The sequence below is a fragment of the Arthrobacter sp. AK01 genome, assembly GCF_021109375.1.
GTDB lineage: Bacteria > Actinomycetota > Actinomycetes > Actinomycetales > Micrococcaceae > Arthrobacter.
Genome location: NZ_JAJOHP010000014.1, coordinates 1 through 22,471 on the forward strand (window position 1 = coordinate 1; position 22,471 = coordinate 22,471).

Here is a 22,471-nt window from a genome sequence, read left to right on the forward strand (position 1 = left end):
AGACCCCCGCACACACCAAATCAACAAACTCGGCACGCGCACCCGAAGGAAACAACTTGACCATGAAACGCTCCATCAATCAGAGCGTTGCAACGACCCTATGACTTTGCCGCGCGAACATTGGCATTAAGTGCCATCTCGGCGAGCGGGTTCGGGGGCCTGCGCGTCGGCCCCAACCTCACCGAAGCTGAGCAGCGTCAAAGCGTCCGACGACGGCGAACCGGCCTTCGCGGAATAGACCCGGAGGAGCTGGTCGGGGTCGTCCGGGAGACTCAGGGTTTCAAAGTTCAGTTCCAGGTCGCCCACCACCGGGTGGTGCAGCCGGACTGTCCCCGCGGAACGCGTGGCTACCCTGTGCCCGGCCCACCACTGACGGAAATGTTCGCTGTGGACGGCGAGTTCGCCCACCAACTGGTTGGTTTGGGGATCGTTGGGGTGCCGGCCCACGTCCATGCGCAGCGCGCCAACGGCCTCGGCTGCAACGGTCTTCCAATCCCTGAACAGCGCCCCGGCCGAGGGATCCAGGATGATCCAGCGTGTCAGGTTCCGCTCGGGCGCAGGCAACGCCGTGAAATCGGTAAAGAGCAAATAAGCCAGCCGGTTTCCGGCCAGGACATCCGTCCGCCGGCCCAAGACCATGGCAGGAACATCTCCGACGGCGTCCAGCAACTGCCGCAACGCCGGCCTCACCTTTTGAACGGGTCCGGGGTTGCCCGCAGAACTGGCGCAGTGTTCCAGCAGGTCCATCATGTGTGCCTGCTCCCCCGCGTCCAGGCGCAATGCCCGTGCCACGGAATCCAGGACTGCCTTGGAGGGGTGGATGTTGCGGCCCTGTTCAAGGCGTGTGTAGTAGTCGGTGCTCACGCCGGACAGGCGTGCCACCTCTTCGCGGCGGAGTCCGGGCACGCGCCGGGAGCCGCTGGACTCCTGTGCTCCGGTGTCTTCGGGTGAGAGGCGGGCACGCATGACTTTGAGGAATTTTCCGAACTCGGCGCTTTGACCCATCCGTCTATTCTGCCGTTGCAGGTGTGTGAAAGACCATCATTGTGGGTAGGACTGCCAGACCTAGGAAAAACAGGATCAGGTTGGATTGCTGACTCTGCCGCCAAAACTGCATAGGCTCAGTACAGAGCCTCCGAAAACGCTTTCTGGAAACCAGGAAGACGGAGTGTCACCGCCATAGCCATCCCGTCGAAGGAGACTGTCATGCCAGAGCTGACATTGAATAACGGCGTCACCATCCCCCAGCTCGGATTTGGTGTCTTCCAAGTACCTGCCGACGAAACGCAAAAGGTCGTGGAAGATGCTTTGGAAGCCGGCTACCGTCACATCGACACCGCGGCCGCCTACCGAAACGAAGCCGGTGTTGGCGCCGCCGTCGCAGCCTCGGGAATTCCCCGCGAAGAACTTTTCATCACCACCAAACTTCGCAACGGCGAGCAAGGCGACGCGCATGATGCCTTCCAGCGCAGCCGGGACGCCTTGGGCCTTGAGGTCATCGACCTCTACTTGATCCACTGGCCCGTACCATCGCAGGGCCTCTTCACGCAGGCCTGGAAGGAGATGGAGAAGCTGTACCAGGACAAGCAGATCCGGGCCATCGGCATCTCCAACTTCCTCTCCGACCACGTGGACACGCTTCTCAAGGAGGCAGAGGTGGTGCCTGCCGTGAACCAGATCGAAGTCCACCCGACTTTCCAGCAGGGCGAACTGGCCAGCAAGTGCCGTGATCTGGGAATCGCTGTTGAAGCGTACAGCCCGCTCGGCCAGGGCAAGGACCTGAATGCCGAACAGGTGGCACTCGTTGCAGCTGCCCACGGCACCAGCCCTGCACAGGTGATCCTGGCGTGGCACCTCGCCCAGGGAACCATCGTGATCCCCAAGTCCGCAGACTCCACCCGCATGCGCGAGAACTTCGGGGCAGCCGACCTCAGCCTCACCGATTCCGAACTGGCAGCCATCACGGCACTGGAGGCGGGTGCCCGCATCGGTTCCGATCCCGCCGTCGCTGCTTTCACGCAGCTCTAAGCTCCCGAACAACAGCAAAGGACTCAACAGCCATGCAGTACACGCATCTTGGCCGCTCCGGCCTGAAAGTCTCCCGCCTCTGCCTGGGCACCATGAACTTCGGCCCCCAAACGGATGAAGCAACAGCCCACTCGATCATGGACTCCGCCCTGGACTCCGGCATCAACTTCTTTGACACCGCCAACGTTTACGGCGGAGTCGAGCACCGTGGCTGGACCGAGGAAATCATCGGCCGCTGGTTCGCGAAGGGCGGCGAGCGCCGGGAGCGGACCGTTCTGGCCACCAAGCTGTACGGCACCATGACAGACCGTCCAAACGAGTCCAAGTTGTCGGCCCTGAACATCCGCCGCGCCCTGGACGCGAGCCTGAAGCGGCTGCAGACGGACTACATCGATATCTACCAGTTCCACCACATTGACCGCGATACGCCGTGGGACGAGATCTGGCAGGCAATCGAGGTAGCTGTCCAACAGGGCAAGATCCTGTACTCGGGCAGCAGCAACTTTGCCGGCTGGCACATCGCCCAGGCACAGGAAGCGGCCCGCAGGCGGAACTACACCGGACTGGTCAGCGAGCAGTCCATCTACAACCTCTTCAGGCGTGAGCTGGAGCTTGAGGTCATTCCCGCCGCCCAGCAGTACGGTCTGGGCTTGATTCCCTGGTCGCCGCTGCAGGGCGGGCTGCTGGGTGGCGTGCTGAAGAAGGAAGAGCAGGGCGTGCGCCGCGCAGAGGGCCGGGCACTGGAAACCCTCAAAAAGCACGAGAACCAGATCCGCCAGTACGAGGATTTTGCGGACGAACTCGGCCACGCACCCGGCGACGTCGCCCTCGCCTGGCTGCTCCACCAGCCTGCCGTGACGGCACCCATCGTTGGGCCACGCACGCAGGAGCAACTGGACGCAGCTATCCGGGCCTTGGACGTCACCTTGAACGAGGACGCCCTCAAGCGGCTCGACGACATCTTCCCGGGCCACCGCCCCGCCCCCGAAGATTACGCCTGGTGAGCAGCCTCATCGAGGGCAGCCTCCTGCCGCAGGCGGACACTGTCTCGCCGCGGAACATCTTGTTCATTGGCGGGACCGGGGTCATCAGTGCGGCGGCGGCTGAACGCGCCGTCGCGCTGGGCCACCGGCTGACCATCCTCACCAGAGGACGGTCGGCCGGGCGGCCGGTTCCGGACGGCGCCGAGGTCCTCCACGCTGACATCCGGGACGCCGAGGCGGTGCCCGGGGTACTGCAAGGAAGGGAGTTCGACGCCGTTGCGGACTTCATCTCCTTCACACCGGACCAGGCGCTGGCCGGCTTGGAAATGTTTCGAGGTCGAACAGGGCAGTACGTCTTCATCAGCTCCGCTTCGGCGTACCAAAAGCCGCCAACAACGCTGCCGATCCGGGAATCGACACCGCTGAAGAATCCGTTCTGGCAGTACTCGCGGGACAAGATCGCCTGCGAGGAACTCCTGTTCGAGGCGTACCGGGAGGAGGACTTTCCGGTGACTGTGGTGCGGCCGTCCCATACGTATGACCGCACCAAGATCGCGATGGTGGGCGGTTGGACCGACATTCACCGTATGCGCGCCGGAATGCCCGTCCTGGTTCACGGAGACGGAACCTCGCTGTGGACACTGACCCACAGCAGGGATTTCGCCAAGGCGTTTGTCGGGCTGCTGGGCAGGCCGCAGGCAGTGGGCGAGAGCTACACCATTACCTCGGACGAGTTCCTGCCGTGGGACCAGGTCTATCGCCTCTTTGCCCGTGCGGCCGGCGTCGCGGAGCCCGAACTGTTTCACGTTTCCTCAGAGACCATCGCAGCCCACAGTCCGGAACTCGGCCCCAACCTGCTGGGCGACCGCTCCCACTCCGTGGTGTTCGACAACGCCAAGATCAAAGCCCTGGTTCCTGATTACCGGGCCACGATTCCGTTCGCGGACGGTGCCAGGGAGATCGTGGCGTGGCATGATCAGCATCCTGAGCTGCAAGTGGTGAAGGAAGACTTTATGGAGCTCAGCGACCGGCTTTATGAAAGGAACCTACGCCCATGACACGCGCCCCACTCATCGAGCTCAATGACGGCTTCAAGATCCCGCAACTGGGACTCGGGACGTGGCCTTTGAATGATGCCGAAGTTGCCGAGGCCGTGGTGGAGGCGGTGTCGCATGGTTATCGGCACGTGGACACTGCCAAGAAGTACGGCAATGAGAAGGGAGTCGGGAACGGTATCCGGGCCTGCGGAGTGGCTCGCGAAGAACTCTTCATCACCACCAAACTGGACGGCGAATTCCAAGGCTCCGGCAACGCCATTGCCGGACTGGACGGGTCGCTGGAGCGCCTGGGGCTGGAGTACGTTGACCTTCTCCTCATCCACTGGCCGCTCCCGCGTCGCGACGAGTTCGTCTCCACGTGGAAGACCTTCGAGGAACTGCAGGCCTCGGGAAAAGTGCGCTCCATTGGCGTCTCCAACTTCAAGCCTGCGCACCTGGACCGTTTGTTCTCGGAAACCGGCGTTGTGCCGGCAGTCAACCAGATCCAGGTCAGTCCTTCCATCCCACGGTCGGTTGCCCGGGCCTTCAATGAGCGGCACGGCATCGTCACGGAGTCCTACAGCCCATTGGGTGCCAGCAGCGATCTCCTCAATGCTCCGGTGTTGTCCGGCATCGGCAGGAAGTATGGAAAGACGCCGGGCCAGGTGGTGCTCCGCTGGCACGTCCAACAGGGACTTGTTGCCATTCCTAAGACCGCCAATCCACAGCGGATGCAGGAAAACCTGGACGTCTTCGACTTTGAACTGGACCAGGACGATCTCAGCAAACTGCAGACGCTCGACGCCGGCCCGGACGCAGGCGTCGACTCGGATGTTCAGGGGCACTGACGTATGGCGGCAACAGATAAAGGAACACTGATCTGGGTGGGCTGCTACACGGACGACAGAAACGGCCACGGAAAGGGAATCGCTGCGCTCTCTGCTGATGAGGGCGGCAAGCTGACGACCGTTGGCTTGGCCATCGAGGCCAATTCACCGTCGTTCCTCGCCCTGCACCCCACGCTCCCGGTGGTCTACGCCGTCGCCGAAGAAGGCAGGACAGTGCGCGCCTATCGGCGGAAAGGCGACGCCGAACTGGAGGCGTTCGGCGAACCCTGGCCGGCAGGGGACGCCACCTGCCACGTTGCGGTGGATCCCCAGGCGCGCTTTGTCGTGGCCACGTGCTGGGGCGATGGCCAGGTCATCCTCTACGAACTGGACGACGACGGCGCCATTGCCTCGCGCACAAGCGCGGCAGCCGCCGTCGATCCCCACTTCACTGCTCCCACCGACCACGAGCGGCCCAGCCGGGCCCATTCGAGCCTGGTGCTTCCCGACGGAAGGGTCATGACAACCGACCTGGGGCATGACTTGGTTCGCTTGTGGAAGTACGTGCCGGGCGGGGGCCTGCAGCCTGACCATCAGGTGGTGCTGCCCAAGGGCTCGGGACCGCGGCACATGGCGCGCCACCGCAGCGGAACGGTGTTCGTGGACACGGAATACTCTGTGGAGGTGGCAGCGGTTCGGATGGAGCCGGACGGCACCTACGAACTCACTGCAATGGTTCCGGCCAGCATCAACAAGCCGTTCGACGGCGACTCAGCGGCGGAGATCGCACTGTCGCCGGACGGTCGCTTCGCCTACGTAGGCGTCCGGGGCTCCAACCGGATCTGCGTGCTGAAGGTGACCCACGACGGGAAGGAACTCGAGCCCCTCGCCGACGTCCCGTGCGGCGGCGACTGGCCACGCCACCACCTCGTCCGCGAAGACTGGCTGTACATCGCGCATGAGCGGTCCAACGACGTCGTGAGCTTCAAACTCGACCCCGCAACCGGGCTGCCGGACGGACCCTTCAGCCGGGTGGAGACGGGCTCACCCAGCGTGCTGGTTCCCGCCGGTTAAATGCCGCCGAGACGGCATTTAAGTGACAATCATCCGCTCAGACATTGTCATTATTTGCCGTCCCGGCGAGTCTTTTTAGACGGACCAGACCTGGACGTCGTCCGTGCCACAGATCAACTTGCGGCCCGTGGGTTCCAGGACAACCCACAGCAGTTCCTGGTGCTTGGAAACGTCGTCAACGCGGCCGGTGCCGGCACCCCACGCGACGTCGTAGATCCACACAGGATCCCCGGAGCTGAGCTCGGACCACTCCGCGGCCGGGACGTGCCGGTAGTCGGCGGGCCGGTTCAGGATGGAGCTGGTCACGCTGACACTTCAGCGGCAGTGCGGCGCCGCCAGACAGTTGCCACTCCGTTGTGGGCAGGAAGCACGTGGCCTTCCGGGAACACCTGGACAGCGTCCGGATCGGAGTCCGGGCTCCACAGGCCCGACGCCGGGCAGTGGGACCCGGTTGGCATGGTGCGGGTGGCTCGTTCGCGCAGGAGGGCGATGCTCTTCATCGTTGAAACTCATCCTTGGGGATAGATCGGGGCACTGCGTGGTGTGAAGCAGATCTCTTCAACCCTATGCAAGTGACAACGGCTTTGTTATGGACGGATGCATAACATTTTCGCGCAGCGCCATGCATCAGCACAGTGGCATTTCCCCGCTAACCCAAGTAGGTGACAGCAAACGTCGCTCTGAACCGTCAGTGCGCCGTTTACTGTCACCTATGTGGACTACTTGTAGCTGAGGCTCAGGAGCAAGCTCTTCAGTTGGGCGTACTGCGTGGTGCCCATCCAGGACTTGGCGGCTGCAGGGGTAGCGAAGGCTGGGTTCTTGGTGGCATCAAACTGAACGTAGGCGCTCATGATGCCGTTGGGAACCCGGACCTGGTTAGTCCCGGAGGAGCTGAGACCGGCCTTGAGTTCCGACGAGAGCCGCGCATCCATGATGTACGTCGGAGGACCGTCGACCGGTCCCGTTTGTGGTGAGGGCATTCCCTCGTAAGGGGGACCTTCGTACGGAACGTACTGCGACTGGTACGAGGAGAAACCGAACTCCACCAGCTCACCTGAGGTGGCGCGAACACCGGGAACCACTGCCCTGTCGAGGATGGTTCGGTCCACCAACCCCCCGGTACCATCGCCATAATTGCCGTTGAATATCACGGCGACCTCAGTGCCAGAGCTGTCCAAGACCTTGGCGATGGTGGACGCAGCCTTGTCCGCCTCCGTCGCGTATGGCCCCGGTTCCGTTTTGACGCTCCAACCGACCGAGTACGTGAAGGAAAGGTGGCCGTCCGGGAAGGTGAATGTCTGACTCGTCGGCACCTGAACCGGTGGTACCACGGGTGCGGTGGTGGCCGCCGCGGGGATGGTGGGAGTCGGCGCCTGGGTGGGGGCGGTCGTCGGAGTCGCCTCCGGAGTGGCCGACGGCGTCGCGGTCGGCGTCGGTGTGAGGGACACGCTGGGTGACGGGTTCGCTTCTGTCGGCGTGACAGAGACTGCCGGCGCTGGAGCAGTCGTCAGCGGCCCGAAGTTGGCCGCCACGAGGACGCCTGCAGTCACGGCCGCAGCACCGAGCAGCAGCCCACCAGCGATCCGGGCTTTACGGCGCCTTCGGTCCTCCAGGGACACCACGGCCGCTGCCGGATTGTTGTCACTGAAGACCCGCGGCCCAGTGAGCATGCGGGCCAGGGCTTCTTCGGCGTTGAGCTCAGCAGGCTCGTTCGCCAGTGGGTCGGTCGAGGCAACCAGGTTCTTGATCGGATCCATTTTCTTCAGACCCCCAACTTCTCTGTAGTCGTTTCTATGCCCGCCGGCAGTTGCTTCCGGAAAGCTGCACGGGCGCGGTGCAGACGGACTTTTGCGGCGGATTCACTGCACTGCAGGACACTTGCCATCTCGGCCGTGCCCAGGCCATCCCAATAGGCCAGTTGCAGGATGTCCCGGTCCTGGACACGCAGGCGGGCCATCGCATCCTGTACCGCGACGTTCTCGGAGTCATCGCCGTAACGCTCCACCGCCGTCGTCCGCAGTTTTTCCTGCAGGGCCTGCTGCCGGTCGCGGCTACGGTAGGCGTTGCCCACCAGGTTGCGGGCAACGGTCAGTAAGTAGGCGAGATCCGGGCGGACATCGTCGGACCACTTTTGCCAGATGACGCGGAAAACGTCGGCGGCGATCTCTTCAGCCATCTCCGCCGATTCCACGCGTCGGCGCACAAACCTGAAAACGGATGGATAGCTGTCTTTGTGAATGGCGATAAACGCCAATTCGCGCTCGGAAAGCACGATTTCCCCCTGAAAATGTTGAGCCCTGAACTGCAGGATACTTGTATAGTTTCCGGCTCAAGACCATCGGTTACAGGGTGCGGGAAATTCTCTTTGCGGTAGCCCACGGCCGATGGACCGCGGCGTGGACACGAACGAGCCGTTCAACGCGGTGGCAGCTTCCTAGGCTCCGGCCCGCGCATGCCGGCCGCGCATCGCGGACACGGCCCACACCAGCACGAACAGGCCCACCAGGATCAGCCCGGCATCGCCCAGGTCGATGCCAGCGAGCCAGGTAGTCAGCGGATCGCCCAGTTCAAAGGCCGAGTTGAAGAACCCGCCCAGCGTGATCACGGCGATAAAGAGCGCCGAGACGGCTGAGATGCCAGTGATCACGGCGTTGAAACCAAGCTTGCGTTGCGGGTTGTGGATGGCGGATTTGTACATCTTCATCATCGCCACGCCGTTGATCGAATCGCACAGGGTCATGGCCGCTGTGAAAGCGAGAGGCAGGGCCATCAAGGCGAGCGGCGAAACTCCGGCGAGTGACGCCGTCGTCGTGATGACCAGCAGCCCAATGGTGGTGGCCGTGTCGAAGCCAAGCCCGAACAGGAAGCCGATCACGTAGATATTCCGCGGGCGCTCCACCTTGGACAGCGGCTTGGCGAGAAGCCTGGCAACAAAGCCCTTGGCCTCAAGGTCCTCGGGACGGACCCCACCGCCGGCCTGCACCCTGCGGTAGACCTGGCTGGCACGAACGAAGGCGGAGCCGTTGAACAGTCCCATCGCCAACAGGAACAGCCCGGAAACCCCACTGCCGATCAGGCCCAGCACCTTGTTTCCGGTGGTCCCGTCCTCCATGAACTGCCCGATCAACGTGGCACCCGCCACCACCAGCAATCCCGCCAGGATCACCACCGAGCTGTGGCCCAGGCTGAACGCGAATCCCACGCTCACGGGGTCCTTGCGCTGCGCCACGAATTTGCGGGTCGAATTGTCGATCGCGGCGATGTGGTCCCAGTCGTAACTGTGCTTGATTCCGGCCACATACGCGGTGATCACCAGCCCCAGCGCCAACGGCTGCGCGGCACCTGCCGTACCAGCAATCAAGAGCACGACGGCGGCAACGTGCAAAGCGGCGACGGCACCAAACGTGAACAACAGCCGGGTCCGCAGGGACAGCGTCTCCCGCTCCCGATACATGGTGGCGAACTCGGTCAGCGCAGTCATTAATACTTCCTCAGGTTCAAGGGTCCCTGCCCGTACCAACGTTCCCGCAGAACGCCGGTGCAAGTACCCAGCAGTTTGTTGAGTTCCTCAGTGCTGTTCGACAACGATCGCAGCACAAGCCCGGCAGTCCCGGCAATAGCCGCCGTCAAGGAAACGCCAGTGTAGGCGTCAAAATCCCGGGCTATTTGGTCCAGCTCATCGGCGAGCGCCTGATCCACCCGCGGATCCACCACCACCAACGACCCCAGATGGCTGTAGCCTTCCATGAACCCCATCCCGGTCACGTCGTTGACAGGTGGGCGAATCAGGAGGTTATCGAGCGCCAACAACTTGGACCCGTTTTCGTCTTCGATCCAGATCTCATTCCGCAGCCGCACCTCTTCGTACTTGAAGGATGCGCCGTCCGGGGACCAGCCCGGAGTGATGACCTCGGCCATGACAAGGCTCGACGTCGGGTGGAGGCTGAAGCGCGAATTCTGCCGATAGCTCGCCTCCCGATACGCAATCAATTGGTCAGGCACCAACTCCACGCGCGAGCACTCCCCCAGCCGCACACTCATTCGCTGCTCAGCAAACGACCCCGGAGTCCTGTACACCTTGGTGGCCGACTGCGTGGTCAACAACAGATCCGCCCCCGCCTCAACCTCCACATCGATAAGGAACAGATCGGCCCCCAAATACGCCCCGCCGGGGTTGACCATGACATAACAAACCTGCCCGGACTCATCCAGGTAATGAGGCCTCAGCACCCGCAACGCACCCTCATGGAACTGCCGCACAGCAACGGACCGCCCGCCCCGCACACTGACACCAAGCTCCAACCGCCCCCGCACCTCCCGCCCCAAGGAAGCCAACGCAGCGTGGGGCTCGTGTTCCGATCCTTGGCCTTGGTCGGCGGAGGCGGGGACGGCCGTCCTCATAGGGCCAAGTCGAGCATCAGGACGTCCCGCCGGATCCAGTTGAGGACTGCGTCCAACCCTTCGTCCGTTTTGAGGTTCGTGAAGCAGAACGGTTTATTGCCGCGGAACTCCTTGGAGTCCCGCTCCATGATGGCCAGGTCAGCTCCGACGTGGGGCGCCAGGTCCGTTTTGTTGATGATGAAGAGGTCGGATTTGATCATGCCTTGGCCGGCTTTGCGGGGGATCTTCTCACCTTGGGCGACGTCGATGATGTAGATGGAGAAGTCGACGAGTTCGGGGCTGAAGGTGGCGGAGAGGTTGTCGCCTCCGGATTCGACGAAGATGACGTGGAGGTCGGGGTGACGGGCCTTGAGCTCTTCGATGGCCGCGGTGTTCATGGAGGTGTCTTCGCGGATGGCGGTGTGGGGGCATCCGCCGGTTTCGACGCCGATGATCCGGTCTTCGGGGAGGATCCCGTTGGCGGCCAGGATTTTGGCGTCTTCGATGGTGTAGATGTCGTTGGTGATGGCGGCCATGGAGATGTCGCCGCTCATGTGCCGGGTGATACGTTCCACGAGCTGGGTTTTGCCGGCTCCGACAGGTCCGCCGACGCCGATCTTGATGGGTTCTGACATGTTTTCTGTCCTTTGCACTAGCTAACTCATGAACATGCGGGCGCGTTGCCGTTCGTGCCGCATTTGTGAAATTTCAAGTCCGGGGCTGACGGCCCCAAAGTCGTCCCAGCACAGCTGTGCTACATCGTCGACGGCGGCAGCAACGGCGTCGTGCGCGTGGCGAAGTACCCGCTGCCCGGCGTTCTGCCCCAACGGAATGGCGCGCACGGCGTTCTGGGTCAGCGAAGTAACGGTGGCAAACAAATACGCAGAGAGCGCCGCTTCAAAGGGAACACCCAATGACCGCGCGATCACCCCAAACGCCAAGGGCTGATGCCCCGATGCGCCACCCCCACGAACCAGTTCCCGGTACGACTCCAACGCCGCCGATGGGAACACTTCCCCACCAATCTCCAACAACCGCCCACCCATTTTCAAGGAAGCCTCCCGCACTTCCCGAGCCAACAACTGCCCGGAAAGAACAGAATCCAACAGCCCAACCCCCACCCCCTCATACAAGAACCGCAAAGCCAACCCATCGGAATAGACCAACTGCTGCCCCACAAAAGAGGAAAGCCAAACCCCAAACGACCCCTCATCATGAACCAACTCACGATGTATGTAACTCTCAAACCCCAAAGAATGAGCAAACGCCCCCGTAGGCAAAGCGGAGTCGGTCAACTGTTGAAGAGCCAGCTGATATGTCGCACTCACAGCCAACCGCCGGAGGTGAGGACGGCGCGCTTGAGCGGAGCCGGGAAGGGGGCCGCGGCGTGGCGGGCATCGCGAAGCGGGCACGGCCCCCTTCCCAGCGGAGCGCAAGCGTGCGCACCCAACCTGACGCGGCGCACAGCTTTAGTGCGAGTGCTCAGCATGGCGGAACGGCACCGGCATGACCCGCTCTTGCCTGTCGTAGGGGACGCCGACGCTCTTCAAATAGTCCTCCACGGTGTGGTCGTACTGGCAAACCATCACTTCGGCTCCGTACTCAGACTCAGCATCAAAGAACTGCGCCTGCAGGTGCCGGTTGCCCAGCGAGTGGGCCACGACGCCCATTTCGTGGATGCTTCGCGGCACTATGACCAGGACGTCCGTGGGCAGTACGGAGATGACGATGAGGTTGTTGTCACCGACGGCGAGGATGTCGCCGTCGCGGAGGTCGCCGGTGCCGGTGGGCAGGCGGATGCCGAGTTCTTTGCCGTGGTCGGTGGTGACGCGTTGGATGCGTTTGACCAGCAGGGCGCTGGGGAGGACCACTTTTTCTTTGTGGTGGCCGGCGTAGTCGTTGGGCTGTTCGTGGAGGTTGCCTAGGATTTTTTCGATGATCATGAAGGCTCCTAGAAGAGGAAGTAGCGCTGCGCCATGGGCAGCACGTCGGAGGGCTGGGAGGTGACTTCGACGCCGTCGACTGTCACTTTGTACGTTTCGGGGTCGACGGCGATGTCCGGGGTTTCGCCGTTGTATTTGAGGTCCGCTTTGGTGAGGTTGCGGATGCCGGAGACGGGTTTGATGATGCGTTCGAGGCCCAGTTCGGCGGGCACTCCGGCGTCGATGGCTGCCTTGGACAGGAACGTGATGGATGTTTGCTGGAGGGCCTTGCCGTACGTGGCGAACATGGGCCGCATGGTGCGCGGCTGTGGTGTGGGGATGGAGGCGTTGGCATCGCCCATGAGTGCGTAGGCGATCTGGCCCCCTTTGATGACGAGCTCGGGTTTCACTCCGAAGAACGCGGGATCCCAGAGGACGAGGTCTGCGAATTTGCCCTCTTCCACGGAGCCTATGACGTCTGCCATGCCCTGCGCGATGGCCGCGTTGATGGTGTATTTGGCCACGTAGCGCTTGAGGCGGAAGTTGTCGGATTCGGCGGAACCATGGGCTTTGCCGGATGGATCCTTCAGTACGCCGCGCTGGCGTTTCATGGCGTCGGCTACCTGCCAGGTCCGGGTCACTACTTCGCCCACGCGGCCCATGGCCTGGGAGTCGGAGGACGTGATGGCGAAGATTCCGAGGTCGTGGAGGACGTCTTCCGCGGCGATGGTTTCGGCGCGGATGCGGGAGTCTGCGAAGGCCACGTCTTCCGGGATATCGGGGTTGAGGTGGTGGCAGACCATGAGCATGTCCAGATGCTCTTCGATGGTGTTTTTGGTGTAGGGCAGCGTGGGGTTGGTGGAAGCCGGGAGCACGTTGGGCAGGCCGGCGATTTTGATGATGTCCGGGGCGTGTCCGCCTCCGGCGCCTTCGGTATGGAAGGTGTGGATGACCCGGCCATCGATGGCACGGATGGTGTCTTCCACGAACCCGCATTCATTGAGGGTGTCGGTGTGGATGGCAACTTGGACGTCGTATTCGTCGGCTACCCGCAGGGACATGTCGATGGAGGACGTGGTGGAGCCCCAGTCTTCATGCACTTTCAGTCCGACGGCGCCTGCGCGGATCTGCTCGGCGAGGGGCTCGACGGCGGACGCGTGGCCCTTCCCGAACAGGCCGATGTTGACGGGGAGTCCTTCGGCGGCCTGGAGCATCCGGGAGATGTGCCAGGCGCCCGGCGTGATGGTGGTGGCTTTGGTTCCTTCGGCCGGACCGGTGCCCCCGCCCACCATCGTGGTGATGCCGTTGCACAGGGCGGCCGGGACCTGTTCCGGGGAGATGAAGTGGATGTGGGTATCGATGCCGCCGGCGGTGAGGATCTTTCGTTCGCCGGCAATAATCTCCGTGCTGGCGCCGATCACGATGTTCACGCCGTCGGCAATCTGGGGGTTGCCGGCCTTGCCGATCCTAAAAATGTGACCGTCTTTGAGGGCAACGTCGGCTTTGTAGATTCCGCTGTAGTCCAGGACGATCACGTTGGTGATGACGGTGTCCGGGATGTCCTCTGCGCGGGTCAGTTGGCCGTTCTGGCCCATGCCGTCACGGATGACCTTGCCGCCGCCGAACACTACTTCTTCGCCATGGACCGTGTGGTCCTTCTCGATCTCAAGGAAGAGCTCAGTATCGGCCAAGCGGATGGCGTCGCCCGTCGTCGGGCCGTACAGCTCGGCGTATTGCTTGCGGGAAATCTCGAAACTCACTGGTGGTCCCTTTCCGCTGCGACGCCCGGGCGCAGTTCCCCGGTAACGCCAGTTCCGCCGTCGAGCCTTCCGTTAACTGCGTTGCTGAGGCCGAAAACCTCACGTGTTCCCGCCAAGGCAATGAGCTGGACGGTCTTCCGGTCACCGGGTTCGAAGCGCGCGGCCGTGCCCGCCGGGATATCCAGTCGGCGGCCGTGAGCTGCTTCGCGGTCGAATTCCAGGGCGCGGTTCGCCTCGGCGAAGTGGTAGTGCGAACCTATCTGCACGGGACGGTCTCCGCGGTTCACCACCTCGACGGCGATCGCCTCACGGCCGCTGTTGCACGCGATGGATCCGGGTTGGAGCCTGTATTCGCCGGGGATCATGGGGCTCCTATCGGATGGGGTTGTGGACGGTGACGAGCTTGGTGCCGTCAGGGAAGGTGGCTTCGATCTGGACGTCGTGGATCATCTCCGGGACGCCTTCCATCACGTCTTCGCGCCGGAGCACCGTGGTCCCGTAGCTCATCAGTTGGGCGACCGTCCGGCCGTCGCGGGCACCTTCGATGAGCTCGTAGCTAATGACGGCCACGGCTTCGGGGTAGTTCAACTTGAGGCCGCGCCCTTGGCGGCGCCTCGCGAGATCGGCAGCCACCACGATCATGAGTTTCTCCTGCTCACGGGGCAAAAGATGCATCGATTCTCCTGATAGCTGGGCACTTTAAGGACAGAGTGTGACCAGCGTAAGGAGCGGAAGTTTCAGCTACGTTTCCACGGCGTCACAGGCGGGGGTCGAATATGCCGAATTGACCTCAACTTAAGTTGAGGTCTTAGCATCGTTCAGGTGCGCTTCCGCAAAACGGCGCCAACCCCAACCAGTCCCACGAAGGTTCATGAATGTCCCATCACACCCCCTTGCCGGCAGAACCGGTCGGCGAGCTCTTCAAGTCCGCCTTCCGCTCACATCCAGCAGGAGTTGCCATCATCACCGCGTCAGGGCCGGAAGGAGCCGTGGGGCTCACGGCGTCCTCGGTGGCATCGGTGGCGGTGGATCCGCCAACGCTCGCCTTCTCCGTCACAGGCGGCCGGTCAGCTTCGCACATCGCTGCCGCGCAAACGATCGTCGTGCACCTGGTGGGCGCGGACCAGGTAAACCTCGTGCGCACATTCTCCGACCCCAACGCCCCGCGCTTCACCAGCGACATGGACTGGGAACTGCTGCCCACAGGCGAGCCCCTGCTCAGGGAAGCACCATGGGCGCTGCGATGCGAAATCGTCCATCGGGCGCCTCTGGGTGGCTCTGTCTTGCTGGCCGCAACCGTTGTGGATATCCGGTTCAGCCCCGCCGATTCAGCCCCGCTGGTCTACCACAACCGGGAGTTCCACACCCTGTTCCAGGGCGTTCCGGTGCTGGGCTAGTTGTTGCGCCCGCGCGCCGCCACAGCCCACTGATCCACCACGGCACCGTCGCGGACAACGGTGACCTCATCCACCAGGTTCATGGTCAGGCACACATGGTTGGGGATCACCCGGAGCCGGGTACCCAGCGCCGGGAGTTCCAAGGAGTCCGGCCAAACGACCGTGGCGTGGTGCTCGGACAACGCAGTCACCTTGGCTTCGGGGTATTCGGGGAGCCGCCCGTATCCTGTGGCCCAATCCGGACGGTCGCTGCCAAGGACCTTGCTGCCGGCGTCCACCACAACCCGGCGGACGTTGCCACCGTTGGCCTCGTGCCGGCTGACCACGGTGGCGGCAACCGTCAGCGCAATGTCGTCCCACGTGCATCGTTCGAGTTCCAGTTGCTGGGCATCCCCGAATACATAGACACCGGGGCGGAGCTCTGTGGCCACCGTTTCGCCGTCAATCAGGGCCGTTGGCGTAGACCCTCCACTGATGGTGGTGACTTCAAACCCGGCCGAGGTCAGCGCCGTCGCGGCCAGGCCAAGCGCCTCATTCTCGTTGCTGGCCGCACCCGTGGGCATCCCCGGCTTATAGCTGTGTCCGGGGAACGTGAAGACGCCTTGCACGCTCAGTCCGGCGGCAGCCGCTGCGTGGGCAACGTCCACCGCCTCGTCGGGCAATACGCCGCTGCGGTGATGTCCACTGTCCACTTCGATCAGTACCTCAATGCTGCCGGCATCCGCGCCCAAGTGGCGACCCATCGCCGTCGCACTCTCAGCAGAATCCACGCCAACGGCGATGCGGCCCTTGGCCGCCAAAGCCCTCAGGCGATCAGCGTGGTGGGCTTCCACCCACAGCGGGTAGGCGATGAAGATGTCCTTCACTCCATCCGCCGCGAAAACCTCAGCCTCGCCGATGGTGGCAACGGTGATCCCCGCGGCACCGGCCGACAACTGCTTCCGGGCGATCTCCAGCGTCTTGTGCGTCTTGACGTGCGGGCGGAGCTTGAGTCCCCTGGTGAGCATGCTGGACGCCATGCGTTCGATGTTCCGATCCAGGACATCGACATCGATCATGACGGCGGGGGTGACGACTTCGGCGGGGATCACGTTCATTCCTCAAACACTAACGGCCCGGAACACTAACTGCAGGCGGTCAGGGCGCGGACTGCCTGACACGCAGCTCGAACGCCGCCTCCGGCTGCTGAACCTTGGCTGCTGCGGTTTTGCTTTCAATCCGGTTGATGAGGAGTTCGACGGCGCGCTCCGCAATTTCCGCACGCCCCGGCGCCACCGTGGTCAGCGACGGCGAGGCAAACCGTGCCTCGTCGATGTCATCGAAGCCCGCAACGGCAACCTGCTGCGGCACCTTCTTGCCGCGGACCAGGAGTTCGTGAAGTGCTCCGAGGGCAAGTGCATCGTTGAGCCCGAAAACAGCATCGAACTCCACGCCGCTGTCCAGCAACCTTGCAATGGCATCAGCACCGCCGTCGCGCCGCCAATCGCACGGAACCACCAAGGCGGGGTCATACTCCACGCCGGCGTCAGCGAGCGCAGCTTTGTACCCCTCAAGGCGCAGGCCACCGCTGCCGGTGGTGTCGCCGTCGTGCGCACCCACAACAGCTATACGACGGCGGCCACCCGCCAGCAGGTGCGTGGTGACGGCGGCGGCGGCTCTGTGGTTTTGGATAAGGACCATGTCCAGGCGCGGATCCTGCACGTACTCGCCAAGGAGTACCAGCGGTTTCTTACCTGCGGCCTGGATAATCTGCTCGACGTTGAGGGCGAGTGGAATGAAAAGGAGACCGTCAGTGAGGGTGCGGAATTGGCCTTGGAGCGCGGCCTTCTCGTGGTCAGGCTCGTTACCGGACTGTTCCACAAGAACGCGGTATCCCCGGGCCCACGCCACTTTCATGATGTCCGACGCCAACTCGGCGTAATACGGGATGGAAAGGTCTGCCAGGACCAATCCGAGCATGCTGGTCTTGCCTGAGCGGAGGCTGCGGGCCGTCAGGTTGGTTTCGTAGCCGAGCTCATCGATGGCATCGAGGACGCGCTGTTTGGTGGTTGGCCGGATGAACTCGTAGTTGTTGATCACGTTGGACACCGTCTTCAACGAGACCCCGGCAACCCGTGCGACGTCGTTCATGGTGACGGCCATCAATGTGCTCCTTTTGAACTGTTGGCATACATCGTTGCAGATGGGGCGGCAGTCGGGCCGTCACTCAAGCCCCTGCAGCCGTCACACATCGCTCATCCCCTTGCAACGCGCCCGCAACATACATGCGCAAAGCTGAGGGCAAGGACGGCGACAGCTGGGAGGAGCAGACATGAGTATTGCAAACAGGGATCTTTTCCAGGCGCTGAAAATGCAGGCGAGCCTGGCCCAAGCATTCGGCACCATGCCGGGGAGCAAAGACGAGCCGCACGCCCTGAGCGCGGGCGATCATGTGGAGGCTTGGCATAACGGCCGCCTCTATCACCGGGGCACCGTGGTCAAAACCGTTGCTGGCACCGACCTTTTCTGGCTCACGGACGACACCGGGAGCAGGCGGCTCCTGGACATGGAGTCCATGGAAATCGTCACCGTTGACGAGCCGGCTCCGGCACCCGCATCGCGGGCACCGGAACCAACTCCGTCAGCTACGGTCACACCGATCTCCGCGTACCCCATGTTCCACGACGGCACGCAGCAGATCGCCTAGTTTTCAGTTGACCTGGTCCTCAAGCGACAACCGGATCATGGTCCAGCTCACGGCCGGAAGCCCGGCGGTGAGGCGGCCGCCGTCGAGCTTTACACTGACGTTTTCGGACGGCAGGACCGACGTCGAATCGTCGGCAGTGGCCTGCCAGTAAGGGTCCTTGTTCGAGTAGGTGACGGCCTCAATGACTTTGCTTGCGTTGAGGCTTCCGACGGCGGCATCCAGCGTCAGCGGGTCCGACGCCGAGCGGTTCACGGCGAACACCACGGCCTCTTTGGCTTCTGCATCATAGGTCGCCACGGCTGACAGGGCGGTGAAGCCCGCCGTCTTTTCGGTCTCCAGCAGCGGGGATTCGACGGCGAGGTTCAACACCGTGCCAGATGCATTCTGCGAAGTGAGCGCAAACGGGTGGAACGTGGTCTGCTTCCAGGCCCGGCCACCCGGCTCGGTCATGATGGGTGCGATCACGTTGACCAGCTGAGCCAGGCTCGCGGAGTGGACGCGGTCCGTGTTGCGCAGCAGCGTGATGAGAAGGTCTCCCACCACCACGGCGTCGGCAACCGTGTAGCGGTCCTCGAGGAGCACTGGCGCCACGGGCCAGTCGTCGCCTGTGGGCACCTTGGACTCGTCGCGGGACATGTGCCAGACGTTCCACTCATCGAACGAGATATTGACCTGCTTCCCGGACTTGTTGGCCGACTTCACATGGTCGATGTGCGAGACCAGGTCCTTGATGAACGCCTCCATCCGGTGCCCGGCTGACAGGTGCTCCTGCAAATCCCCGAAGTCCTCAAAGTACTGGTGCGCCGAGATCAGGTCCACCAACTCGTATGTCTCGTTGAGGACCACGCGCTCCCATTCGCCGAACGTTGGCATGGTTGGCCCCGAACTTCCACAAGCCACCAGTTCCAGGTCCGGGTTGACCATGCGCATTGCCCGCGCCGTTTCGGCGGCAACCCGCGCGTACTCGCCGGCCTTCTTGTGGCCGATCTGCCAGAAGCCGTCCATCTCGTTCCCGAGGCACCACATGGTGATGTTGTGAGGCTCGACGGCGCCATTCGCCTTGCGCTGTTCGGACAAGGCCGTTCCACCCTTGATGGTGGAGTACTCCAGCAGGTCCAGCGCTTCCTGCGGGCCCCTGGTACCCAGGTTGACCGCCATCATGGGTTCCACGCCGGCCTTCTCCGACCACTTTGCGAACTCGTCCACGCCCACCAGGTTGGGATCGCTGGAGTGCCAGGCGAGGTCGAGCCTTGTTGGGCGGTCTTCTTTGGGCCCCACTCCGTCTTCCCAGCGGTAGCCGGACACGAAGTTTCCGCCGGGGTACCTGACCGTGGAGACGCCGAGTTCCTTGGTGAGGTCGAGGACGTCGGTGCGGAAGCCGTCGTCGTCGGCTTTCGGGTGCTCTGGCTCGAAAATGCCCGTATAGACGCAGCGTCCGAGGTGCTCAACGAAGGCGCCGAAGGTCTTCCTCCTGACGGGGCCTACGACGAACGCGGGGTCGATGGTGATTTTGGCCGTGGGGTTTTCTGGGTTTCCCAAAGGGTGGGTCCTTGTCTGCTGGTCCTGTTGTTCTACTTGCCGATTTACAACGTTATAGAAACATGCTGACGTGGTGTTGGTGTGGGAGTCAAGGGATTTCTTGGCGGGCGTTCCGGCTCCTAGGCTGAGACGCATGTCCTTTGGAGCAGTGAGAGCCGCCTATTCTGCGCGTTCCAACGAGTACACCTCATTGTTCGGGTCCATCAGCAGCACGCATCCGGTCGATAGGGAGCTGGTGTTGTCATGGGCCCAGGGATTGTCCGGGAAAGTCCTCGATGCCGGCTGCGGGCCTGGGCAATGGACAGCCTTTCTGCACTCCGCCGGGGTGGACGTCCAAGGCGTGGACTTGGTACCGGAGTTCATTGAGACAGCCAAGCAATTCTGCCCGGATGCCCAGTTCTCTGTCGGGTCACTTGATCGGCTGCCCACCCCGGATCACTCATTGGCGGGAATCCTCGCCTGGTACTCACTGATTCACACTCCCCCGGCTGGGATCAGCCGGGTTCTGAACGAGTTTGCCCGGTGCCTCAAACCAGGCGGTGGCCTCCTGATCGGCTTCTTCGATGGCCCGGCGGGTGAGTCGTTCTCGCATGCAGTGACTCCTGCCTATTTCTGGTCTCTGGAGGAGATGTCGGGACGGTTGCAGGAAGCCGGTTTCAGCGTGATTGGCACGCACTCGCGCGCCGACCCCGGAGTGCGTCCCCACGCGGCCATCGTCGCGCAACGGCTGCTCACTCCCGGTCGCGTTGGCTGAACGCACCTACGCGCATTGATAACTGTGCACCAGCCCAGAGTCAACAAGGGGCCGGGGCTCTTCAGCTCTACTTGGTACTCGGCGAGGGACTGGCACTCGCTTCCTGCCTGTCCAATTCTTCGTAGATTTCATGCTGGTTCCCAGCGATGCAGACAGTGTCCATTTCCAGGCCGGAGCCTTTGACATTCGCGGTGAAGGATATGAGGTTTCAGCCGTTCTGATTGGCGTAGAGGCGGATGAGACCAGGGTCCAACGGGTTGGTTTCCACGCGGGTGGTAAAGCCCTTCGATTCCCAGAACATTTTGACCACGATGACTGATGCTTCCAGGTCGACGGGATCAGGGGTTTGGCTCATGACGCTGTAGTTCACGCCCTCCCTTCCATCACCTGCATTGCAGGCGCTGTTTCGGGTGCCTTTATCGACCCATTTCTGGGGTCCGATGGCTTTCTGGGTTTCGGTTTTGAACGCGTGGAGATCCTTCAGGGCTTGCTTGAGTTCTTCAACCTGTGCTTTGACAGTTGCAGGGTCGCTGGGATTGGCTGAGCCGGTCATGGGGTTCTCCGTGGTGGGTGTGCAGGCGCTCAGTGCAACGGCCGCGCCGACCAACGCGGCGAGTATGCGGCTGGTCTTTAGTCGGGCCTTGGGTTCATGGGGCATATGGTTCACTCTTCCTGAAACTGTTCCACAGCCCACACACCGGCAGGAGGCAGGACTGTCCAGCTTCCCGGAAGGCATCATGCCGCAACGCCTCTACTCTGCAGTCGGTGAGGGGCTGTCGCTTGCTTCCTGCCTGTCCAGCTCTTTGTAGATTGCGCTGAGGTCTCCGGCGACGCAGGCGCTGTTCATCTCCAGGCTGGAGCCCTCGATGTTTGCGAAGTAGGACACGAGGTGTCCGCCGTCTTCGTTGGCGTAGAGGCGGATGAGGCCCGGTTCCCGGGGGTTGGTTTCGGTGCGGGTGGTGAAGCCCTTGGATTCCCAGAACGTTTTGACGACGTTGACTGAGGCTTCCAGGTCTACGGGGTCGGACGTGAGGGTCAGGACGCTGTAGTTCACGCCACCTTCTCCGTCGGGTGTCTTGCAGTCCATGTTTCGGAGGCCTTCGTCGACCCATTTTTGGGGTCCGATGGCTTGTTGGGTTTCGACTTTGAAGGCGTGGAGGTCCGCGAGGGCTTGTTTGAGTTGTTCGACCTGGGCTTTGACGGTTGCGGGGTCGCTGGGGTTGCTTGAGCCGGTCATGGGGATCTCCGTGGTGGTCGGCGTGCAGGCGCTGAGTGCAATGCCGGCACAAAACAAGGCGGCAAGAATACCGCCGTCCTTTAGTCGGGCCTTGGATTCATAGGACATGCGGTTCACTCTTCCTGAAATCGTTCCAGACTCACTCGCCAGCATGAGGCAGGACAGGACACCCCAGAAGCCAGCACTCTGCGTCAGCTCTCCTTGGTACTCGGCGTGGGACTGGCACTCGCTTCCTGCCTGTCCAATTCCTTGTAGATTTCATGCTGATTCCCAGCGACGCAGGCGCTGTTCATCTCGAGGCTCAAGCCATTGGTGGTAGCCGTGAAGGATACGAGATGTCCGCCGCTCTTATTGGCATAGAGACGGATGTTTCCTGGGTCCTTTGGGTTTGATTCGACGCGGGTGGTGAAGCCTTTGGATTCCCAAAACGTCTTGACAACGTTGACCGACGATTCCATGTCGAGGGTTTCAAGGGTCTGACTCATGACGCTGTAGTTCACACCCTCTTCTCCCTTAGGGGTGCTGCAGTCCATGTTTCGAAGGCTCTTATCCGCCCAGGTCTGGGGCCCGACAACGTTTTCAGTTTCGGTTTTGAAGACGCGGAGATCCGAGAGAGCTTGCTTGAGTTCTTCGACCTGGGCATTGACAGTTGCAGGGTCACTGGAACTGTTTGAGCCGATCATGGGGTTCTCCGTGGTCGTGGGCGTGCAGGCGCTCAGCGCAAGGGCGGCGCAGAACAGTCCGGCGAGTAGGCGGCGGGCCTTTAGTCGGGCCTTGGATTCAAAGGACATGCGGTTCACTCTTCCTGAAGCCGTTCCACAGGCCATAGCCAGCACGAGGCGACATA

At 62.5% G+C, this 22,471-nt stretch carries 27 protein-coding genes; 8 read left to right on the forward strand and 19 right to left on the reverse strand.

Annotation, left to right across the window (positions count from 1 at the left end):
• Positions 1–126 precede the first annotated feature (126 nt).
• Positions 127–1,005 carry a helix-turn-helix transcriptional regulator gene (locus tag LN996_RS06620; protein ID WP_231339635.1) on the reverse strand — a complete coding sequence of 293 codons (879 nt, stop codon included), beginning with the start codon at positions 1,003–1,005 and terminating at the stop codon, positions 127–129.
• A 201-nt stretch (positions 1,006–1,206) separates the two neighbouring features.
• On the opposite strand from LN996_RS06620, the gene LN996_RS06625 reads away from it, so the two are divergent.
• Genes LN996_RS06625 through LN996_RS06645 form a run of 5 tightly spaced genes read left to right on the forward strand, consistent with a single transcriptional unit; the run spans position 1,207 to position 5,949 of the window.
• Positions 1,207–2,028, forward strand: coding sequence for an aldo/keto reductase (locus LN996_RS06625; RefSeq protein ID WP_231339636.1), 822 nt, complete (start codon positions 1,207–1,209; stop codon positions 2,026–2,028).
• Positions 2,029–2,060: 32 nt separating this feature from the next.
• Entirely contained in the window at positions 2,061–3,032 is a 972-nt protein-coding gene (locus LN996_RS06630) for an aldo/keto reductase (RefSeq protein ID WP_231339637.1), read from the forward strand.
• On the forward strand, positions 3,029–4,069 hold the full coding sequence (locus tag LN996_RS06635) for an NAD-dependent epimerase/dehydratase family protein (protein WP_231339638.1): 1,041 nt from the start codon (positions 3,029–3,031) through the stop codon (positions 4,067–4,069). The genes LN996_RS06630 and LN996_RS06635 overlap by 4 nt, the downstream gene beginning before the upstream one ends.
• Positions 4,066–4,896: an aldo/keto reductase gene (locus LN996_RS06640; protein ID WP_231339639.1), complete on the forward strand. Its 831-nt coding sequence runs from the start codon at positions 4,066–4,068 to the stop codon at positions 4,894–4,896. Before LN996_RS06635 ends, LN996_RS06640 begins: the two co-directional genes overlap by 4 nt.
• Before the next feature lie 3 nt (positions 4,897–4,899).
• The gene (locus LN996_RS06645; protein WP_231339640.1) at positions 4,900–5,949 is read left to right on the forward strand and encodes a beta-propeller fold lactonase family protein; all 1,050 of its coding nucleotides are present in this window, start codon (positions 4,900–4,902) and stop codon (positions 5,947–5,949) included.
• Positions 5,950–6,024: 75 nt separating this feature from the next.
• Here LN996_RS06645 and LN996_RS06650 read toward each other — a convergent pair whose 3' ends face one another.
• The 12 genes from LN996_RS06650 to LN996_RS06705 form a co-directional block, all read right to left on the reverse strand.
• The gene (locus LN996_RS06650) at positions 6,025–6,255 is read right to left on the reverse strand and encodes a hypothetical protein (protein ID WP_159704347.1); all 231 of its coding nucleotides are present in this window, start codon (positions 6,253–6,255) and stop codon (positions 6,025–6,027) included.
• Positions 6,252–6,449 carry a hypothetical protein gene (locus LN996_RS06655; RefSeq protein WP_207595847.1) on the reverse strand — a complete coding sequence of 66 codons (198 nt, stop codon included), beginning with the start codon at positions 6,447–6,449 and terminating at the stop codon, positions 6,252–6,254. The genes LN996_RS06650 and LN996_RS06655 overlap by 4 nt, the downstream gene beginning before the upstream one ends.
• Before the next feature lie 219 nt (positions 6,450–6,668).
• Positions 6,669–7,706 (reverse strand): hypothetical protein, encoded by a 1,038-nt coding sequence (locus tag LN996_RS06660; protein WP_231339641.1) that lies wholly within the window; start codon positions 7,704–7,706, stop codon positions 6,669–6,671.
• A gap of 5 nt (positions 7,707–7,711) precedes the next feature.
• On the reverse strand, positions 7,712–8,221 hold the full coding sequence (locus LN996_RS06665; protein WP_231339642.1) for an RNA polymerase sigma factor: 510 nt from the start codon (positions 8,219–8,221) through the stop codon (positions 7,712–7,714).
• 162 nt (positions 8,222–8,383) lie between these two features.
• A complete protein-coding gene (locus tag LN996_RS06670) occupies positions 8,384–9,430 on the reverse strand; it encodes a HoxN/HupN/NixA family nickel/cobalt transporter (protein WP_231339643.1) in 1,047 nt (348 codons plus the stop codon).
• Complete coding sequence (locus LN996_RS06675) at positions 9,430–10,350, reverse strand: urease accessory protein UreD (RefSeq protein ID WP_231339644.1); 921 nt, start codon at positions 10,348–10,350, stop codon at positions 9,430–9,432. Before LN996_RS06675 ends, LN996_RS06670 begins: the two co-directional genes overlap by 1 nt.
• A complete protein-coding gene (ureG, locus tag LN996_RS06680) occupies positions 10,347–10,964 on the reverse strand; it encodes an urease accessory protein UreG (RefSeq protein ID WP_231339645.1) in 618 nt (205 codons plus the stop codon). The genes LN996_RS06675 and ureG overlap by 4 nt, the downstream gene beginning before the upstream one ends.
• A gap of 21 nt (positions 10,965–10,985) precedes the next feature.
• The gene (locus LN996_RS06685; RefSeq protein WP_231339646.1) at positions 10,986–11,657 is read right to left on the reverse strand and encodes an urease accessory protein UreF; all 672 of its coding nucleotides are present in this window, start codon (positions 11,655–11,657) and stop codon (positions 10,986–10,988) included.
• A 141-nt stretch (positions 11,658–11,798) separates the two neighbouring features.
• Positions 11,799–12,272 carry an urease accessory protein UreE gene (ureE, locus tag LN996_RS06690; RefSeq protein ID WP_231339647.1) on the reverse strand — a complete coding sequence of 158 codons (474 nt, stop codon included), beginning with the start codon at positions 12,270–12,272 and terminating at the stop codon, positions 11,799–11,801.
• A gap of 8 nt (positions 12,273–12,280) precedes the next feature.
• Positions 12,281–14,011, reverse strand: a complete 1,731-nt coding sequence (gene ureC / locus LN996_RS06695) for an urease subunit alpha (RefSeq protein ID WP_231339648.1) — start codon at positions 14,009–14,011, stop codon at positions 12,281–12,283.
• Entirely contained in the window at positions 14,008–14,376 is a 369-nt protein-coding gene (locus LN996_RS06700) for an urease subunit beta (protein WP_231339649.1), read from the reverse strand. Before LN996_RS06700 ends, ureC begins: the two co-directional genes overlap by 4 nt.
• Positions 14,377–14,383: 7 nt before the next feature.
• On the reverse strand, positions 14,384–14,686 hold the full coding sequence (locus LN996_RS06705) for an urease subunit gamma (protein ID WP_231339650.1): 303 nt from the start codon (positions 14,684–14,686) through the stop codon (positions 14,384–14,386).
• Between the two features lie 200 nt (positions 14,687–14,886).
• On the opposite strand from LN996_RS06705, the gene LN996_RS06710 reads away from it, so the two are divergent.
• Positions 14,887–15,408, forward strand: a complete 522-nt coding sequence (locus LN996_RS06710) for a flavin reductase family protein (RefSeq protein ID WP_231339651.1) — start codon at positions 14,887–14,889, stop codon at positions 15,406–15,408.
• Here the strand turns inward: LN996_RS06710 and LN996_RS06715 are convergent.
• Entirely contained in the window at positions 15,405–16,505 is a 1,101-nt protein-coding gene (locus tag LN996_RS06715; protein WP_231339652.1) for a D-TA family PLP-dependent enzyme, read from the reverse strand. The genes LN996_RS06710 and LN996_RS06715 overlap by 4 nt on opposite strands.
• 40 nt (positions 16,506–16,545) lie before the next feature.
• Positions 16,546–17,550 (reverse strand): LacI family DNA-binding transcriptional regulator, encoded by a 1,005-nt coding sequence (locus LN996_RS06720; protein WP_231339653.1) that lies wholly within the window; start codon positions 17,548–17,550, stop codon positions 16,546–16,548.
• Positions 17,551–17,719: 169 nt separating this feature from the next.
• Here LN996_RS06720 and LN996_RS06725 point away from each other — a divergent pair, with 169 nt between their 5' ends.
• Positions 17,720–18,094 (forward strand): hypothetical protein, encoded by a 375-nt coding sequence (locus LN996_RS06725; protein ID WP_231339654.1) that lies wholly within the window; start codon positions 17,720–17,722, stop codon positions 18,092–18,094.
• Between the two features lie 3 nt (positions 18,095–18,097).
• On the opposite strand, the gene LN996_RS06730 is transcribed toward LN996_RS06725, so the two are convergent.
• A complete protein-coding gene (locus LN996_RS06730) occupies positions 18,098–19,633 on the reverse strand; it encodes an alpha-N-arabinofuranosidase (RefSeq protein WP_231339655.1) in 1,536 nt (511 codons plus the stop codon).
• A 133-nt stretch (positions 19,634–19,766) separates the two neighbouring features.
• Here LN996_RS06730 and LN996_RS06735 point away from each other — a divergent pair, with 133 nt between their 5' ends.
• Entirely contained in the window at positions 19,767–20,387 is a 621-nt protein-coding gene (locus LN996_RS06735) for a class I SAM-dependent methyltransferase (RefSeq protein WP_231339656.1), read from the forward strand.
• Between the two features lie 208 nt (positions 20,388–20,595).
• Here the strand turns inward: LN996_RS06735 and LN996_RS06740 are convergent, their stop codons facing one another.
• The 3 genes from LN996_RS06740 to LN996_RS06750 form a co-directional block, all read right to left on the reverse strand.
• Entirely contained in the window at positions 20,596–21,045 is a 450-nt protein-coding gene (locus LN996_RS06740) for a hypothetical protein (RefSeq protein WP_231339657.1), read from the reverse strand.
• Between the two features lie 93 nt (positions 21,046–21,138).
• A complete protein-coding gene (locus LN996_RS06745; protein WP_231339658.1) occupies positions 21,139–21,732 on the reverse strand; it encodes a hypothetical protein in 594 nt (197 codons plus the stop codon).
• Between the two features lie 83 nt (positions 21,733–21,815).
• Complete coding sequence (locus LN996_RS06750; protein ID WP_231339659.1) at positions 21,816–22,415, reverse strand: hypothetical protein; 600 nt, start codon at positions 22,413–22,415, stop codon at positions 21,816–21,818.
• Between the last annotated feature and the right edge of the window lie 56 nt (positions 22,416–22,471).

What these genes read in the sequence shown, in the direction of transcription:
- LN996_RS06620 (WP_231339635.1), bottom strand. Translation starts at nt 1,005, where the DNA reads ATGGGTCAAAGCGCCGAGTTCGGAAAATTCCTCAAAGTCATGCGTGCC.
- LN996_RS06625 (WP_231339636.1), top strand. Translation starts at nt 1,207, where the DNA reads ATGCCAGAGCTGACATTGAATAACGGCGTCACCATCCCCCAGCTCGGA.
- LN996_RS06630 (WP_231339637.1), top strand. Translation starts at nt 2,061, where the DNA reads ATGCAGTACACGCATCTTGGCCGCTCCGGCCTGAAAGTCTCCCGCCTC.
- LN996_RS06640 (WP_231339639.1), top strand. Translation starts at nt 4,066, where the DNA reads ATGACACGCGCCCCACTCATCGAGCTCAATGACGGCTTCAAGATCCCG.
- LN996_RS06645 (WP_231339640.1), top strand. Translation starts at nt 4,900, where the DNA reads ATGGCGGCAACAGATAAAGGAACACTGATCTGGGTGGGCTGCTACACG.
- LN996_RS06655 (WP_207595847.1), bottom strand. Translation starts at nt 6,449, where the DNA reads ATGAAGAGCATCGCCCTCCTGCGCGAACGAGCCACCCGCACCATGCCA.
- LN996_RS06660 (WP_231339641.1), bottom strand. Translation starts at nt 7,706, where the DNA reads ATGGATCCGATCAAGAACCTGGTTGCCTCGACCGACCCACTGGCGAAC.
- LN996_RS06670 (WP_231339643.1), bottom strand. Translation starts at nt 9,430, where the DNA reads ATGACTGCGCTGACCGAGTTCGCCACCATGTATCGGGAGCGGGAGACG.
- LN996_RS06675 (WP_231339644.1), bottom strand. Translation starts at nt 10,350, where the DNA reads ATGAGGACGGCCGTCCCCGCCTCCGCCGACCAAGGCCAAGGATCGGAA.
- ureG (WP_231339645.1), bottom strand. Translation starts at nt 10,964, where the DNA reads ATGTCAGAACCCATCAAGATCGGCGTCGGCGGACCTGTCGGAGCCGGC.
- ureE (WP_231339647.1), bottom strand. Translation starts at nt 12,272, where the DNA reads ATGATCATCGAAAAAATCCTAGGCAACCTCCACGAACAGCCCAACGAC.
- LN996_RS06700 (WP_231339649.1), bottom strand. Translation starts at nt 14,376, where the DNA reads ATGATCCCCGGCGAATACAGGCTCCAACCCGGATCCATCGCGTGCAAC.
- LN996_RS06705 (WP_231339650.1), bottom strand. Translation starts at nt 14,686, where the DNA reads ATGCATCTTTTGCCCCGTGAGCAGGAGAAACTCATGATCGTGGTGGCT.
- LN996_RS06710 (WP_231339651.1), top strand. Translation starts at nt 14,887, where the DNA reads ATGTCCCATCACACCCCCTTGCCGGCAGAACCGGTCGGCGAGCTCTTC.
- LN996_RS06715 (WP_231339652.1), bottom strand. Translation starts at nt 16,505, where the DNA reads ATGAACGTGATCCCCGCCGAAGTCGTCACCCCCGCCGTCATGATCGAT.
- LN996_RS06720 (WP_231339653.1), bottom strand. Translation starts at nt 17,550, where the DNA reads ATGGCCGTCACCATGAACGACGTCGCACGGGTTGCCGGGGTCTCGTTG.
- LN996_RS06725 (WP_231339654.1), top strand. Translation starts at nt 17,720, where the DNA reads ATGAGTATTGCAAACAGGGATCTTTTCCAGGCGCTGAAAATGCAGGCG.
- LN996_RS06735 (WP_231339656.1), top strand. Translation starts at nt 19,767, where the DNA reads ATGTCCTTTGGAGCAGTGAGAGCCGCCTATTCTGCGCGTTCCAACGAG.
- LN996_RS06740 (WP_231339657.1), bottom strand. Translation starts at nt 21,045, where the DNA reads ATGCCCCATGAACCCAAGGCCCGACTAAAGACCAGCCGCATACTCGCC.
- LN996_RS06745 (WP_231339658.1), bottom strand. Translation starts at nt 21,732, where the DNA reads ATGTCCTATGAATCCAAGGCCCGACTAAAGGACGGCGGTATTCTTGCC.
- LN996_RS06750 (WP_231339659.1), bottom strand. Translation starts at nt 22,415, where the DNA reads ATGTCCTTTGAATCCAAGGCCCGACTAAAGGCCCGCCGCCTACTCGCC.